This window comes from Paraburkholderia sp. MM5482-R2 (genome assembly GCF_050436125.1).
Taxonomy (GTDB): domain Bacteria; phylum Pseudomonadota; class Gammaproteobacteria; order Burkholderiales; family Burkholderiaceae; genus Paraburkholderia; species Paraburkholderia tuberum.
Genome location: NZ_JBNDLP010000002.1, coordinates 808,013 through 822,024, shown reverse-complemented (window position 1 = coordinate 822,024; position 14,012 = coordinate 808,013). Strand labels below are relative to the sequence as shown.

General features: G+C 65.1%; 13 protein-coding genes. 11 read left to right on the top strand and 2 right to left on the bottom strand.

The window, feature by feature from the left end:
* The first annotated feature begins 23 nt into the window (after nt 1-23).
* From OKW37_RS06835 to OKW37_RS06815, 5 genes are all read left to right on the top strand, one after another.
* Nucleotides 24-887 (top strand): carbon-nitrogen hydrolase family protein, encoded by an 864-nt coding sequence (locus OKW37_RS06835; protein WP_184062298.1) that lies wholly within the window; start codon nt 24-26, stop codon nt 885-887.
* A gap of 87 nt (nt 888-974) precedes the next feature.
* Nucleotides 975-2,441, top strand: a complete 1,467-nt coding sequence (gene tldD / locus OKW37_RS06830; RefSeq protein ID WP_090803105.1) for a metalloprotease TldD — start codon at nt 975-977, stop codon at nt 2,439-2,441.
* A gap of 415 nt (nt 2,442-2,856) precedes the next feature.
* Nucleotides 2,857-3,930: a 3-deoxy-7-phosphoheptulonate synthase AroG gene (gene aroG / locus OKW37_RS06825; protein WP_090805593.1), complete on the top strand. Its 1,074-nt coding sequence runs from the start codon at nt 2,857-2,859 to the stop codon at nt 3,928-3,930.
* A 203-nt stretch (nt 3,931-4,133) separates the two neighbouring features.
* On the top strand, nt 4,134-4,478 hold the full coding sequence (locus tag OKW37_RS06820) for a type II toxin-antitoxin system RelE/ParE family toxin (RefSeq protein WP_184055553.1): 345 nt from the start codon (nt 4,134-4,136) through the stop codon (nt 4,476-4,478).
* Nucleotides 4,475-4,807, top strand: a complete 333-nt coding sequence (locus OKW37_RS06815; RefSeq protein ID WP_090803102.1) for a helix-turn-helix domain-containing protein — start codon at nt 4,475-4,477, stop codon at nt 4,805-4,807. Before OKW37_RS06820 ends, OKW37_RS06815 begins: the two co-directional genes overlap by 4 nt.
* Before the next feature lie 54 nt (nt 4,808-4,861).
* On the opposite strand, the gene OKW37_RS06810 is transcribed toward OKW37_RS06815, so the two are convergent.
* Entirely contained in the window at nt 4,862-5,416 is a 555-nt protein-coding gene (locus tag OKW37_RS06810) for a cob(I)yrinic acid a,c-diamide adenosyltransferase (RefSeq protein ID WP_429407386.1), read from the bottom strand.
* A 223-nt stretch (nt 5,417-5,639) separates the two neighbouring features.
* Between OKW37_RS06810 and OKW37_RS06805 the strand changes: the two genes are divergently transcribed.
* The 6 genes from OKW37_RS06805 (at nt 5,640) to proC (ending at nt 12,852) form a co-directional block, all read left to right on the top strand.
* The gene (locus OKW37_RS06805) at nt 5,640-7,058 is read left to right on the top strand and encodes an FAD-linked oxidase C-terminal domain-containing protein (protein ID WP_429356615.1); all 1,419 of its coding nucleotides are present in this window, start codon (nt 5,640-5,642) and stop codon (nt 7,056-7,058) included.
* A gap of 167 nt (nt 7,059-7,225) precedes the next feature.
* Complete coding sequence (locus OKW37_RS06800) at nt 7,226-8,719, top strand: FAD-linked oxidase C-terminal domain-containing protein (RefSeq protein ID WP_090803097.1); 1,494 nt, start codon at nt 7,226-7,228, stop codon at nt 8,717-8,719.
* A 182-nt stretch (nt 8,720-8,901) separates the two neighbouring features.
* Nucleotides 8,902-9,990: a glycolate oxidase subunit GlcE gene (gene glcE / locus OKW37_RS06795; protein ID WP_090803095.1), complete on the top strand. Its 1,089-nt coding sequence runs from the start codon at nt 8,902-8,904 to the stop codon at nt 9,988-9,990.
* 8 nt (nt 9,991-9,998) lie between these two features.
* Nucleotides 9,999-11,225, top strand: a complete 1,227-nt coding sequence (gene glcF, locus OKW37_RS06790; protein ID WP_184062304.1) for a glycolate oxidase subunit GlcF — start codon at nt 9,999-10,001, stop codon at nt 11,223-11,225.
* Nucleotides 11,226-11,261: 36 nt separating this feature from the next.
* Nucleotides 11,262-11,960: a YggS family pyridoxal phosphate-dependent enzyme gene (locus tag OKW37_RS06785; RefSeq protein ID WP_429407389.1), complete on the top strand. Its 699-nt coding sequence runs from the start codon at nt 11,262-11,264 to the stop codon at nt 11,958-11,960.
* Between the two features lie 76 nt (nt 11,961-12,036).
* A complete protein-coding gene (proC, locus tag OKW37_RS06780) occupies nt 12,037-12,852 on the top strand; it encodes a pyrroline-5-carboxylate reductase (RefSeq protein WP_429407391.1) in 816 nt (271 codons plus the stop codon).
* Nucleotides 12,853-12,984: 132 nt separating this feature from the next.
* Here proC and ubiA read toward each other — a convergent pair whose 3' ends face one another.
* Entirely contained in the window at nt 12,985-13,848 is an 864-nt protein-coding gene (ubiA, locus tag OKW37_RS06775) for a 4-hydroxybenzoate octaprenyltransferase (protein WP_429407393.1), read from the bottom strand.
* Nucleotides 13,849-14,012 lie beyond the last annotated feature (164 nt).

Here is a 14,012-nt window from a genome sequence, read left to right as displayed (position 1 = left end):
GCCGGGAGTCTTTCGACACGCTCATGAGCGAAACACACGTCACTTCATCCGCATCCGCCGCAACGTCCAGCGGCCTTGTAGCCAGCCCCTTCCGGGTCGCCGCGCTGCAGATGGTCAGCTCGCCGGATCGCGATCGCAATCTCGCCGACGCAGAGCGCCTGATCGCCGAAGCCGCCGCCGACGGCGCGCAACTCGTGCTGCTCCCCGAGTATTTCTGTTTCATGGGCTTCAAGGACACCGACAAGCTCGCCGTGCGCGAGCCACATCAGGACGGCCCGATCCAACGCTTTCTCGCCGACGCCGCGCGCCGCCACCAGATCTGGGTGATCGGCGGCACCCTGCCGCTGAACGCACCGGAGCCGTCGCGCGTACTGAACACGACGCTGGTGTTCGACCCGAACGGCAACGAGGCCGCGCGCTACGACAAGATCCACCTGTTCAACTTCGAAAAGGGCGAAGAATCGTTCGACGAAGCGCGCACGATTCGACCCGGCACCTCGGTGCAAAGCTTCGAGGCGCCATTCGGCCGGGTCGGCCTGTCGGTCTGCTACGATCTGCGCTTTCCCGAGCTGTACCGGCGCATGGGCGACTGCGCGCTGATCGTGGTGCCGTCGGCGTTTACCTACACGACCGGCCGCGCGCATTGGGAGCTGCTGCTGCGCACTCGCGCGATCGAAAACCAGTGCTACGTGCTCGCCGCGGCGCAAGGCGGCAAACATGAAAACGGCCGCCGCACCTGGGGCCACAGCATGCTGATCGACCCGTGGGGCGAGATCGTCGCGGTGCGCGACGAGGGCGCCGGCGTGGTCGCGGGCAACCTCGAACGCGCGCGCATCGACGAAGTGCGGCAAAGCCTGCCGGCATGGCGTCATCGCGTGCTGACCTGAAACCGACATTGAAACTGCGGCGCCTGCCACGCATATAGCGACGCAGGCGCTCCCCGACCCCTTCGTATCGAGCAGAACATACTTCGCATGAACATCATCGAACCCGGTATCCGTAATCTCGCCGCCGCCAAGGACATCCTCCTCACGCCCTATGGTCTCGACGAATCGCTGCTCACGCGCACGCTCGCCGAAATCTTCACGCACCGCGTCGACTACGCGGACCTGTACTTCCAGACCACCCGCAGCGAAGCGTGGAGTCTCGAGGAAGGCATCGTGAAGTCGGGCAGCTTCAGCATCGATCAGGGTGTCGGCGTGCGCGCCGTGTCGGGCGAGCGCACCGCGTTCGCCTACTCGGACGACCTGTCGCCCGAAGCGATCCGCCAGGCGGCCATCGCCACGCGCGCGATCGCCAAGGCAGGCGGCGGCAAGCAGAAGATCCAGGTGGCATCGTCGCTGACCGGCATCGCCGGGCGCGATCTGTACCTGCCGTCCGACCCGCTGCATTCGCTCGACGCCACCGCCAAGGTCAAGCTGCTCGAGCGCATCGAGCAGATGGCGCGCGGCCGCGACCCGCGCATCCAGCAGGTGATGGCGGGCCTCGCCGGCGAATACGACGTGGTGCTGGTCGCGCGCAGCGACGGCGGCTTCGCGGCCGACATCCGGCCGCTCGTGCGTGTCTCGGTGACGGTGATCGCCGAGCAGAACGGCCGCCGCGAAATCGGCAGCGGCGGCGGCGGCGGGCGTTTCGACTACGGCTATTTCACCGATGAAGTGCTGTCGCGCTATGTCGACGACGCCGTGCACGCCGCTCTCGTCAATCTCGACGCGCGTCCGGCGCCGGCCGGCGCGATGACCGTCGTGCTCGGGCCGGGCTGGCCCGGCGTGCTGCTGCACGAGGCGATCGGCCACGGGCTCGAGGGCGACTTCAACCGCAAAGGGTCGTCGGCATTCGCGGGACGCATCGGCGAGCAGGTCGCCGCGAAGGGCGTCACCGTGGTCGACGACGGCACGCTGCCGAATCGTCGCGGCTCGCTCAATATCGACGACGAAGGCAATCCGACCCAGTGCACGACGCTGATCGAGGACGGCATCCTGAAGGGCTACATCCAGGACACCCTGAACGCGCGTCTGATGAAGATGCCGGTCACCGGCAACGCACGGCGCGAATCGTACGCGGCGCTGCCGATGCCGCGCATGACCAACACGTACATGCTGAACGGCGACAAGGACCCGCAAGAAATCCTCGCGTCCGTGAAGAACGGCCTGTATGCGGTGAACTTCGGCGGCGGTCAGGTCGACATCACGAACGGCAAATTCGTGTTCTCGGCCTCCGAGGCGTACATGATCGAGAACGGCAAGATCACGTATCCGGTCAAGGGCGCGACGCTGATCGGCAGCGGACCGGAATCGCTGAAGTACGTCACGATGATCGGCAACGACATGAAGCTCGATTCGGGCGTGGGCGTGTGCGGCAAGGAAGGCCAGAGCGTGCCGGTGGGCGTCGGTCAACCGACGCTGCGCATCGAGCGGATGACGGTCGGCGGCACGGCCTGATTTCGTCACGGATGCACGCTTCGCGCACGCAAGGCGCGAAGCGTGCGGGTTTTCCGCATTTTTCGACGCCCCAGCTTGTCAGCCGAGCCTGTATCGGGTTATAAACTCACTCACCCTTTTTGACCAGCGACGCATTCACTTCGCCATGTCCGCCAAGTTTTATTTTTACTTTTTTTGGTATCTCAGACCGCTGGCGGATCGAGAGGGGTGTTAGTGCACGCAGGACACCGAGAATTCCCGAAAAACCGCCAGCTAGCCTGGCGGTTTTTTTTCGTCTCACGCTTTTCGATACCTGACTGACATTTTGTCGTTGACCATTTTTTGATCGTCGTCCGCTCTGGCCTCGCTGTTTGATCACTGACTGATCGCCCCGTTGCCCGCGCGAACACGCTACGAACCGATTCAGGAGAACAACATGCCCCCGCACAATACCGATGATGTCCGCATTCGCGAATTGAAGGAACTCACGCCGCCCGCTCACCTGATCCGCGAATTTGCCTGCGACGAGACGGTTTCCAACGTGATCTACGACTCGCGCACCGCGATGCATCGCATTCTGCACGGCATGGACGATCGTCTGATCGTCGTGATCGGCCCGTGCTCGATTCACGATCCGAAGGCCGCGATCGAATACGCGGGGCGTCTGATCGAGCAGCGCAAGCGCTTTGCCGGCGAACTCGAAGTCGTGATGCGCGTGTACTTCGAAAAGCCGCGTACGACGGTGGGCTGGAAGGGTCTCATCAACGACCCGCATATGGACAACAGCTTCAAGATCAACGAAGGTCTGCGCACCGCGCGCGAGCTGCTTCTGCGCATCAACGAACTAGGCCTGCCGGCCGGCACCGAGTACCTCGACATGATCAGCCCGCAGTACATCGCGGATCTGATCTCCTGGGGTGCCATCGGCGCGCGCACGACCGAATCGCAGGTGCACCGGGAGCTGGCTTCGGGACTGTCGTGCCCGGTCGGCTTCAAGAACGGCACGGACGGCAACGTGAAGATCGCCGTCGACGCGATCAAGGCCGCCTCGCAGCCGCACCATTTCCTGTCGGTCACGAAGGGCGGCCACTCGGCGATCGTATCGACCGCGGGCAACGAGGACTGCCACGTGATTCTGCGCGGCGGCAAAACGCCGAACTACGACGCCGACAACGTCAACGCGGCCTGCGCGGACATCGGCAAGGCGGGTCTCGCCGCGCGTCTGATGATCGATGCGAGCCACGCGAACAGTTCGAAGAAGCACGAAAATCAGATTCCGGTGTGCGCGGACATCGGCCGTCAGATCGCCGCGGGTGACGAGCGGATCGTCGGCGTGATGGTGGAGTCGCACCTCGTCGCGGGTCGCCAGGATCTGCAGGAAGGCTGCGAGCTCACGTACGGCCAGAGCATTACCGATGCGTGTATCGGCTGGGACGAAAGCGTCGCGGTGCTCGAAGGCCTTGCCGAAGCGGTCAGGCAGCGCCGCGTCGCGCGCGGCAGCGGCAACTGAACACCTGCCCCGCCGCCACTGCGGGGGCTTGTCGGCAGTCCGTAGAAGAAACCCGGTTCAATATCGAACCGGGTTTTTTTATTGGCCATTCGGACGAATGGTACTCAGCCTGCTGCCTCGATATCGTCATAGCTCGTTGCCTGGTCGCTTACACGCTTGACCAGGCTGGAGAATGCGTATAAGATTTTATACATGAGGTGGCGATGGAGCAGGAAAAAGAAATTCGCTGGTTAGGCTCCAGCTACCGTGATTTGCTCGCTTTTCCCAACGAAGCGCGTCGTCTCGCAGGGTTTCAGCTTCACAAGATTCAGTCAGGACTCGACCCTGACGACTGGAAACCGTTCGAGTCTATCGGCGCGGGAACGCGCGAAATTCGTATCAGAGACGAGGACGGCATTTTTCGCGTGATGTACGTCACGAAATACGCCGAAGCGCTGTACGTGCTGCATTGCTTTCAGAAGAAAACGCAGAGGCTCGGACCGCACGACAGAAGAATTGCCGAAACGCGCTACCGCGCCATCACCCATTACAGGACCACCCAGCCATGACGATCGACACCAACATTCGTCACGTAACGCGAGCCGGCGCGAACGTGTTCCTCGAACTCGGTTTTTCCGCCGATGAAGCGAAGCGCCTTCACGCGGCGTCGCAAAAGCAGATCAACGACACGCGGCTGCTCAAGGAACAGCTGATGACCGAGCTGTCCACGTGGATCGAACAGCATCATCTGAAGCAGGCCGAGGCGGCCGAAATCCTGATGGTGTCGCGCCCGCGCGTGTCCGACGTCGTCAACAAGAAAACCACCAAGTTCACGATCGACACGCTCGTGGAAATGCTGAGCCGCATCGGCAAGCCGGTCACGCTCGCCGTCGGTTGAGCCTCGGCTCGTGCGACGCACCGTGCGTGTCCATGCGCACATGTGCGTCGCCATTCAAGGCGCGCCGCGATCGTGCTGCCACAGCACGTCGGTGCCGCCGTCCGCGCGATTGAGCACGCGCGCCAGCACGAACAGCAGATCGGACAGCCGGTTCACGTACTGACGTGGCGCCGCGTTCAGCGCCTCGTGTTCGCCAAGCGCGACGATCGCCCGCTCCGCGCGGCGGCAAACGGTACGGCACACATGCGCGAGCGCGGCCGCGCGCGAACCGCCCGGCAGAATGAATTCCTTCAGCGGCGGCAGCGTGGCGTTGTAGTCGGCGAGCCAGCCGTCGAGCTGCGCGAGATGCTGTTCGGCAATCATCGTGTGGCCGGGAATGCACAGCTCGCCGCCCAGATCGAACAGGTCGTGCTGGATTGCGACCAGCGCCGCGCGTACGTTCTCGGGCAGGTTCTCGCACAACAGCACGCCGAGATTCGAATTGAGTTCGTCGACGTCGCCAATCGCGGCGATTCGCGCGCTGTCCTTGCGCACGCGGCGGCCGTCGCCGAGACCGGTGGTGCCGTCGTCGCCGGTGCGAGTAACGATCTTGCTGAGGCGATTGCCCATGACGTCTCCCATGTATTAGTGACGATGCTGCCAGCTGGTTTGTCCATATTGCACGCATCGCGAAATCGCCGCCATTATATGAGCGGAAGCCGTCCCAGCGCTGCCTGGCGGGCGAACGGCGTAAAATGAAACACTTGCTGCAAACAGACCGTTATCTAAAGAAACTTTCATGGGACCGGAGTAAGCGCTGCAGCGCTAACTCCGGTCGACACAGGAGACATGCGTGAACCATCCCGTGCCGCCGGCGCCGCTACGCCGGCCGTTTCCCGCCGAATTGCTGAACCGGCTCAAAGCCGCTTTCGGCGATCGGGTTTCCGTTGCCGAAGCCGTGCGTGCGCACCACGGCCGCGACGAATCACCGTTCGATCCGCAACTGCCTGACGCCGTCGTGTTCGCGCGTACAAGCGAAGACGTGCAAACCGCCGTCAAGCTGTGCGGCCAGTACGACGTGCCGATCATTCCGTACGGCAATGGCTCGTCGCTCGAAGGACATCTGCTTGCCGTGCAAGGCGGCGTGTCGATCGATCTGTCGGAAATGAACCGGGTGTTGTCGATCAACGCCGAAGACCTGACCGTCACCGTCGAGCCCGGCATCTCGCGCAAGCAACTGAACGAAGCGCTGCGCGACACCGGCCTGTTCTTCCCGATCGACCCCGGCGCGGACGCGAGCATCGGCGGGATGTCGGCAACCCGCGCGTCGGGTACCAACGCCGTGCGCTACGGCACGATGCGCGAGAACGTGCTCGGCCTGACGGTCGTGCTCGCCGATGGCCGCGTGATCAAGACCGGCTCGCGCGCGCGCAAATCGTCGGCGGGGTACGACCTCACGCGCCTGTTCGTCGGCTCGGAAGGCACGCTCGGCGTGATTACCGAAATCACGCTGCGCCTCTATCCGCAGCCGGAGGCGGTGTCGGCCGCGGTGTGCACGTTCCCGTCGATGGGCGATGCGGTGCGCGCGGTCATCGAGACGATCCAGATCGGCGTGCCGATCGCGCGTGTCGAGTTCGTCGATTCACTTGCGATCCGCTCGATCAATCGCCATTCGAATCTGACACTGCGCGAAGCGCCCACATTGTTCTTCGAATTTCACGGCACCGAGGCCGGCGTCAAGGAACAGGCCGGACTCGTGCAGGAAATCGCCGCACAGAATGCCGGTGAAGGCTTCGAATGGGCGACGCGCCCCGAAGACCGCAGCCGTCTGTGGAACGCGCGTCACAACGCCTATTTCGCGATGCTGCAACTGAAGCCCGGCTCGCGCGCGGTCACCACCGACGTCTGCGTGCCGATCTCGCGTCTCGCGGAGTGTGTGGTCGAAACGGAGCAGGATCTGTTGGCGTCGCCGCTGCCCTGCCCGATCGTCGGCCATGTCGGCGACGGAAACTTCCACGTCGCGATCCTGATCGATCCGGACAAGCCCGAAGAGCTCGAGGAAGCCGAGCGCCTGAACCATCGCATCGTGCAGCGCGCGCTGCGGATGGACGGCACCTGCACCGGCGAGCATGGCATCGGCCTGCACAAGATGGGCTTTCTGCTCGAGGAGCACGGCGACGTCGCGGTCGACACGATGCGCTCCATCAAGCGCGCGCTAGACCCTCGCAATCTGATGAACCCGGGCAAGATTTTCGCTTGGGCGGCGGCCTGATCGACACTGCGCATGCCGGCCGCGGCAAACCGCTGACACGCCCGGCGGCGACCGCGCCAAGCTGAACACGCAAGTGATGCGAAGCAGGCAGCACGAAACAGGCAGCACGAAACGGCCGGCTCGAACCAGCAAGCCGGACCGGCGCAAGCCACGAGGAGACAACTCACATGAATGCACCCGCTGAACTGTCGGCCGAAGTCCTCGCGCAGCGTCAGCGCGAAGTCGTGCAGGCGCTGATGGCCGTGTTGCCGACCCACTGTCTGCTGTATCGCGAAGAAGACACCGTCGCGTACGAATGCGACGGACTCGCCGCGTACCGGCGTCTGCCGCTTGCGGTCGTGTTGCCGGAAACCGAATCGCAGGTGCAGCGCATCGTGCAGATCTGCCATCGCCTCGAGGTGCCCATCGTGCCGCGCGGCGCGGGCACCGGGCTGTCCGGCGGCGCGATGCCGATTCGGCACGGCGTGGTGGTATCGCTCGCGCGCTTTCGCAAGATCGTCGAAGTCGACTCGTACGCGCGCATCGCGACCGTGCAGCCGGGCGTGCGCAATCTGGCGATCTCCGAAGCCGCGGCGCCGTATGGTCTTTACTATGCGCCGGATCCGTCGTCGCAGATTGCCTGCACGATCGGTGGCAACGTGTCAGAGAATTCGGGCGGCGTGCATTGTCTGAAGTACGGCCTCACCGTGCACAACGTGCTGCGCGTGCGCGCGGTCACGATGGAAGGCGAGATCGTCGAATTCGGCTCGCTCGCGCCCGACGCGCCGGGGCTCGATCTGCTCGCGGTGCTGATTGGCAGCGAGGGCATGTTCGCGATCGTCACCGAGGTCACCGTCAAGCTGATCCCGAAGCCGCAAACCGCGCAGGTCATCATGGCCAGCTTCGACGACGTCGTCAAAGGCGGCGACGCCGTTGCGGGCATCATCGCGGCGGGCATCATTCCGGCCGGCCTCGAGATGATGGACAAGCCCGCCACGCGCGCGGTCGAGGAGTTCGTCAACGCCGGCTACGACCTCGACGCGGCGGCGATCCTGCTGTGCGAATCGGACGGCACGCCCGAGGAAGTCGCGGCCGAGATCGTGCGCATGACCGCGGTGCTGCGCGAGCACGGCGCGACCCGTATCCAGATTTCACGCACGGAAGCCGAGCGCCTGCGCTTCTGGTCCGGGCGCAAGAACGCGTTTCCGGCCGCCGGCCGCATTTCGCCGGACTACTACTGCATGGACGGTACCGTGCCGCGCCGCAGTATCGGGCCGCTGCTCGCGCGCATCGAGGAGATGGAGAAGACCTACCAGTTGCGCTGCATCAACGTATTCCATGCCGGCGACGGCAACATGCACCCGCTGATCCTGTTCAACGGCAACGACCAGGACGAGTGGCATCGCGCCGAGTTGTTCGGTTGCGACATCCTCGAAGCTTGCGTCGAGCTGGGCGGCACGGTGACGGGCGAGCATGGCGTCGGCATCGAGAAGATCAATTCGATGTGCGTGCAGTTCTCGCCCGAAGAGCGCGATACGTTCCACGCGGTCAAGCGAGCATTCGACGCGCCCGGCCTGTTGAACCCCGACAAGGGCATCCCGACGCGGGCGCGCTGTGCCGAATACGGCAAGATGCACGTGCGCGGCGGCCTGCTGCCTCATCCCGAGCTGCCGCGCTTCTAGCGGCTGGCGTTTGCAGCGCGCATCCACCGTTCGCCGCGCCCGCGCTGATGCTGGCGCGGCCTGCGCGGCGCTTTGCGCCCTCCCCTCCAGACCGATGTCGCGCCCCGTCATGCGGGTGCGCTCCGGCTTGCCAGCGAGCCGCCGCCCGGTACAATCAAACGAAACACAACGAGCAGGACACCATGGAAGAGGACGACATCGTCGCCGTATGGTCCGAACGCGTGCGTTCGGCCAGCGCCGAGGGACGCGCGCTGCGCATCCGCGGCGGCGGCACCAAAGACTGGTATGGCCAGACGCTGGAAGGTGAGATCCTCGACACGCGCGCTTATCGCGGCATCATCGCGTACGATCCGGCCGAGCTCGTGATCACCGCGCGCGCGGGAACACCGCTGCTGGAAATCGAAGCCGCGCTCGCCGAGCACAACCAGATGCTGCCGTTCGAGCCGCCGCACTTCGGGCCGCAGGCCACCTTCGGCGGCTGCATCGCCGCTGGCATTTCGGGGCCGCGCAGGCCGGCCGTCGGCGCCGCGCGCGACTTCGTGCTCGGCGCCGTCGTGATGAACGGCCAGGGGCAGGTGCTGCACTTCGGCGGCCAGGTCGTCAAGAACGTCGCGGGTTACGACGTGTCGCGGCTGCTCGCGGGCTCGCTCGGCACGCTCGGGCTGATCCTCGAGCTGTCGGTCAAAGTGCTGCCGCGGCCGCAGGTCGAAGCCACGCTGAAGTTCGACATGAACGGCACCGACGCGGTACGCAAGCTCAACGAATGGGGCGGCCGGCCCCTGCCGATCACCGCGAGCGCATGGCGCAACGGCACGCTCGCGGTGCGCCTGGGCGGCGCGGAAGCCGCGGTCAAGGCAGCGCGCACCGGGCTCGGCGGCGAAGTCGTCGATGCGGTCGAAGCTGAACGCTTCTGGGCCGGCCTGCGCGAACAGACCGATTCGTTTTTCGCGGGCATTCCACCGAAGGCCGCGCTGTGGCGTCTCGCGCTACCGTCGATCACCGAGCCGCTGCAGCTGCCCGGCGCGCAACTGATGGAATGGGGCGGCGGCCAGCGCTGGTGGATCACCGACACCGACGCGCAAACCGTGCGCATCAGCGCGAAACAGGCCGGCGGCCACGCGACCATCTTCCGCAGCGGCCACGGCTACGACCGCGGCGCCGGCGTATTCACACCGCTGCCCGCGCCGCTGATGAAAATCCATCGCGGCCTCAAACATGCATTCGACCCGGCCCGCATCTTCAACCGCGGCCGTCTCTACTCCGACTTCTGAGCGACGCGATGCAAACCAACCTCGCGGACTTCATTCGTAATACGCCCGATGGCAACGAAGCGGACGCCATCCTGCGCAAATGCGTGCATTGCGGTTTTTGCACCGCCACCTGCCCAACCTACCAACTGCTTGGCGACGAGCTCGACGGCCCGCGCGGGCGCATCTATCTGATCAAGCAGATGGTCGAAGGCGCGCCGGTCACGCGCAGCACGCAGGTTCACCTCGACCGCTGCCTGACCTGCCGCAATTGCGAATCGACCTGCCCGTCGGGCGTGCAATATGGGCGGCTCGTCGAAATCGGCCGCAAGCTCACCGAAGAGAAAGTCACGCGTCCGCTCAATCAGCGGCTGATGCGGCGCCTGCTCGCGAGCGTGCTGCCGAACAGCGCGATCTTCACGCCGGCGATGCGGCTGGGTCAGCACGTGCGCGGCCTGCTGCCGAAGAAGCTGCGCGACAAGGTGCCCGCGCGCCAGCACCCGCTCGAATGGCCGAGCGCAAAACACGAACGCAAGGTGCTGATGCTGGCGGGCTGCGTGCAACCGTCGATGATGCCGAACGTCAACATCGCGACCGCGCGCGTGTTCGATGCGCTCGGCATCGAAACGCTGATCGCGCCCGACGCCGGCTGCTGCGGCGCGATCCGCCTGCACCTCGGCTACCACGACGAAGCGCTCGACGACCTGCGCGCGAACATCGACGCATGGTGGCCCTACGTCGAACAGGGCGTTGAAGCGATCGTGATGAACGCGTCGGGCTGCGGCGCGACGGTCAAGGAATACGCGCACCTGCTGCGCCTCGATCCGAACTATGCCGAGAAGGCGCGCCGCATCGTCGAATTGACGCGCGACGTCTCCGAGATCCTGCCCGAGTTCGAAGAACGGCTCGTCGCCATCACGCGCCGCCGCTCGGTACACACGGTCGCGTTTCATCCACCCTGCACGCTGCAGCATGGCCAGCAGATCCGCGGCAAGGTCGAGCAACTGCTCAGCGCGCTCGGCGTCGAAGTGCGCCTGCCCGCCGACAGCCATCTGTGCTGCGGCTCGGCCGGCACCTACTCGCTGCTGCAGCCGCGCATGTCGTACGCGCTGCGCGACCAGAAGCTCGAGCGTTTGCAGGCGCAGGAGCCGCAGGTGATCGTGTCAGCGAACGTCGGTTGCATCGCGCATCTGCAAAGCGGTACGTCGACGCCGGTCGCGCACTGGATCGAATTGGTCGAGCACATGCTGTCCGTATAATCGGGGCATCGTCTTCGCTGAACACCGGTTCGTTCCATGTCCGATCTGCCTCACAATCTCGCCGACGTGCACGAGCGCATCGCCAGGGCCGCGCAAGCGGCCCACCGCGACACGCAGTCCGTGACGCTGCTCGCGGTCTCCAAAACGTTCCCCGCCGATGCCGTGCGCGCCGCTCATGCGGCCGGTCAGCGCGCATTCGGCGAGAACTACGTGCAGGAAGCGCTCGACAAGATCCAGACACTTGCCGATCTGCGCGCGTCGCTCGAATGGCATTTCATCGGGCCGCTGCAATCGAACAAAACGCGGCCCGTCGCCGAGCATTTCGACTGGGTACATTCGGTCGATCGGCTGAAGATCGCGCAGCGGCTGTCGGAGCAGCGCCCGGACAACCTGCCGCCGCTCAACGTGTGCCTGCAGGTCAACGTCAGCGGTGAGGCGTCGAAGAGTGGCGTCGCCATCGCCGAGGCGGCCGCTATCGCGCAGCAGATCGCCGCGCTGCCGAAGCTGAAGCTGCGCGGACTGATGTCGATTCCCGAACCGGGCGGCGATCTCGCAGAACAACGCGCGCCGCATCGCCAATTGCGCGAGCTGTTCGAGCGCTTGCGTAACGACGGGCTCGCGCTCGATACGCTGTCGATGGGCATGTCGGCCGATCTCGAAGCAGCCGTGCTCGAAGGCGCGACGATCGTGCGCGTCGGCACCGCGATCTTCGGCGCACGCGATTACTCGCGCTGAGCATTTCCACGGGCCTTGCGCGAACCTGGCTGCGCGAAGCCCTCACCGCATCTCATCTGAACCTACCCGGACCATCATGAAAATTGCGTTTATCGGCGGCGGCAACATGGCCGCGGCGTTGATCGGCGGCCTCATCAAGCGGGGCGTCGCGCCCGCGGACCTGTACGCGGTCGATCCGAACGAAGACGCGCGCCAGCGCAACGAGCAGCAATTCGGCATCCGCACCGGCGCGGCCGCCGACGTCACGCTCGCCGACTACGACGCGGTCGTGCTCGCGGTGAAGCCGCAGATCCTGAAGAGCGTCGCCGGGACGCTGGCGCCGCATCTGCGCGCGTCGCAACTCGTCCTCAGCATCGTCGCGGGCATTCGGATCGGCGACATGTCGCGCTGGCTCGCTGGCCACAACCGCGTCGTGCGCGTGATGCCGAACACGCCGGCGCTGATCGGCAGGGGCGTCACGGGTCTCGTCGCCAGCGGCAGCGTCGACGAAGCGGGCCGCGCGCTCGCGTCACAGGTGCTCGGCGCGGTCGGCGAAACCGTCTGGTTCGACGACGAAGCGAAGATCGACGCGGTCACCGCGATCTCGGGCAGCGGGCCGGCCTACGTGTTCTATTTCATCGAAGCGCTGCAGGAAGCCGCGCGCCAGCTCGGTATGGACGAAGCGCAGGGCCGCGCGCTGGCGGTCGCGACCTTCACGGGCGCCGCGCAACTCGCGGCCAATTCCGACGAGCCGCCGAGCGTGCTGCGCGAGCGCGTGACATCCAAAGGCGGCACGACCGCGGCAGCACTCGCCTCGTTCGAAGCGAGCGGCATCAAGGACGCGATCGTGCGCGGCGCACTTGCCGCCGACGCGCGGGCGCGCGAGATGGGCGACGAATTCGGCAAGCAGTAACGCGAACCGGCGTCGAAAAGAAACAGCGGAAACAGACACGCCGTAGCGCGACTGTCCTTCTTCTCATCAGGGCAGGCGCCTACGGCGTGCAGAAACAGCAGCGGTCTGAAGCCAGAAAAGCGCTGACGCGAATTAAAACGAAGCCACCACGTAATGCGCGGCGATCCCCGCGAACAACGCGCCGCCGAGCCAGTTGTTGTGACGGAACGCGGCAAAGCACGGCATGCGCTCGCGATGGCGGATCAGCGTGTAGTGATAGATCGCGCAACCCACCGCGACCGCCCAGCCGAGCCAGTACAGCGGACCAAACCCGAGCGTCACGCCGATGCCGACGTAAATCCCGAGCGTCACCGCATAGCACAGCATGACCGCGGCCACGTCGAAACGGCCGAACGTCAGCGCCGACGTCCGGATGCCGATCTTGATGTCGTCGTCGCGATCGACCATCGCGTATTCGGTGTCGTACGCAACGGCCCAGAAGATATTCGCGACCAGCATCGCCCACGCGAGCAGCGGCACGTGATCCTGCACAGCGGCGAACGCCATCGGAATACCGAAGCCGAACGCGATGCCCAGATACGCCTGCGGAATCGCGAAGAAGCGCTTCACGAACGGATACGTGCCCGCGACGAACAGCGCGACCACCGACAACTCTTTGGTCAATGCATTGAGCGGCTGAATCAGTAGAAACGCGACCAGCGACAGCACGGTTGCCAACACGACCGCTTCCCACGCATTGATCTTGCCGGACGTGATCGGCCGGTTTTCGGTGCGCTTCACGTGACGGTCGAAATCGCGGTCCGCGTAGTCGTTGATCGCGCAGCCGGCCGAGCGCATCAGCACCGTGCCGAGCGTGAAGATCACCAGCAATTGCCACGACGGATGACCGCCGGACGCGATCCACAGTGCGTTGAGCGTCGGCCACAGCAGCAGCAGGCTGCCGATCGGCTTGTCCATGCGCACGAGGCGCAGATACAGGGGAAGTCGGGCGAACATGGGACGAATTCGGTGAAGTGCGAACACGGTGCGCCTATTTTACGGGAAGCGCACGGCGGCCCAGGATTCGCGCGGCCGCGTATCGAAGTGCAACGCGCTCGAATCTGTGCGTCATGCGGCAGCGGCGCAAAAAACAAAGCCTCCCGTGCAGGGAGGCTTGTGCG

Coding starts and splice junctions, on each gene's coding strand:
- OKW37_RS06835 (WP_184062298.1), top strand. CDS start 24: ATGAGCGAAACACACGTCACTTCATCCGCATCCGCCGCAACGTCCAGC.
- proC (WP_429407391.1), top strand. CDS start 12,037: ATGAAAATTGCGTTTATCGGCGGCGGCAACATGGCCGCGGCGTTGATC.
- OKW37_RS06810 (WP_429407386.1), bottom strand. CDS start 5,416: ATGGGCAATCGCCTCAGCAAGATCGTTACTCGCACCGGCGACGACGGC.
- OKW37_RS06800 (WP_090803097.1), top strand. CDS start 7,226: ATGAATGCACCCGCTGAACTGTCGGCCGAAGTCCTCGCGCAGCGTCAG.
- glcF (WP_184062304.1), top strand. CDS start 9,999: ATGCAAACCAACCTCGCGGACTTCATTCGTAATACGCCCGATGGCAAC.
- aroG (WP_090805593.1), top strand. CDS start 2,857: ATGCCCCCGCACAATACCGATGATGTCCGCATTCGCGAATTGAAGGAA.
- OKW37_RS06815 (WP_090803102.1), top strand. CDS start 4,475: ATGACGATCGACACCAACATTCGTCACGTAACGCGAGCCGGCGCGAAC.
- glcE (WP_090803095.1), top strand. CDS start 8,902: ATGGAAGAGGACGACATCGTCGCCGTATGGTCCGAACGCGTGCGTTCG.
- tldD (WP_090803105.1), top strand. CDS start 975: ATGAACATCATCGAACCCGGTATCCGTAATCTCGCCGCCGCCAAGGAC.
- ubiA (WP_429407393.1), bottom strand. CDS start 13,848: ATGTTCGCCCGACTTCCCCTGTATCTGCGCCTCGTGCGCATGGACAAG.
- OKW37_RS06785 (WP_429407389.1), top strand. CDS start 11,262: ATGTCCGATCTGCCTCACAATCTCGCCGACGTGCACGAGCGCATCGCC.
- OKW37_RS06820 (WP_184055553.1), top strand. CDS start 4,134: ATGGAGCAGGAAAAAGAAATTCGCTGGTTAGGCTCCAGCTACCGTGAT.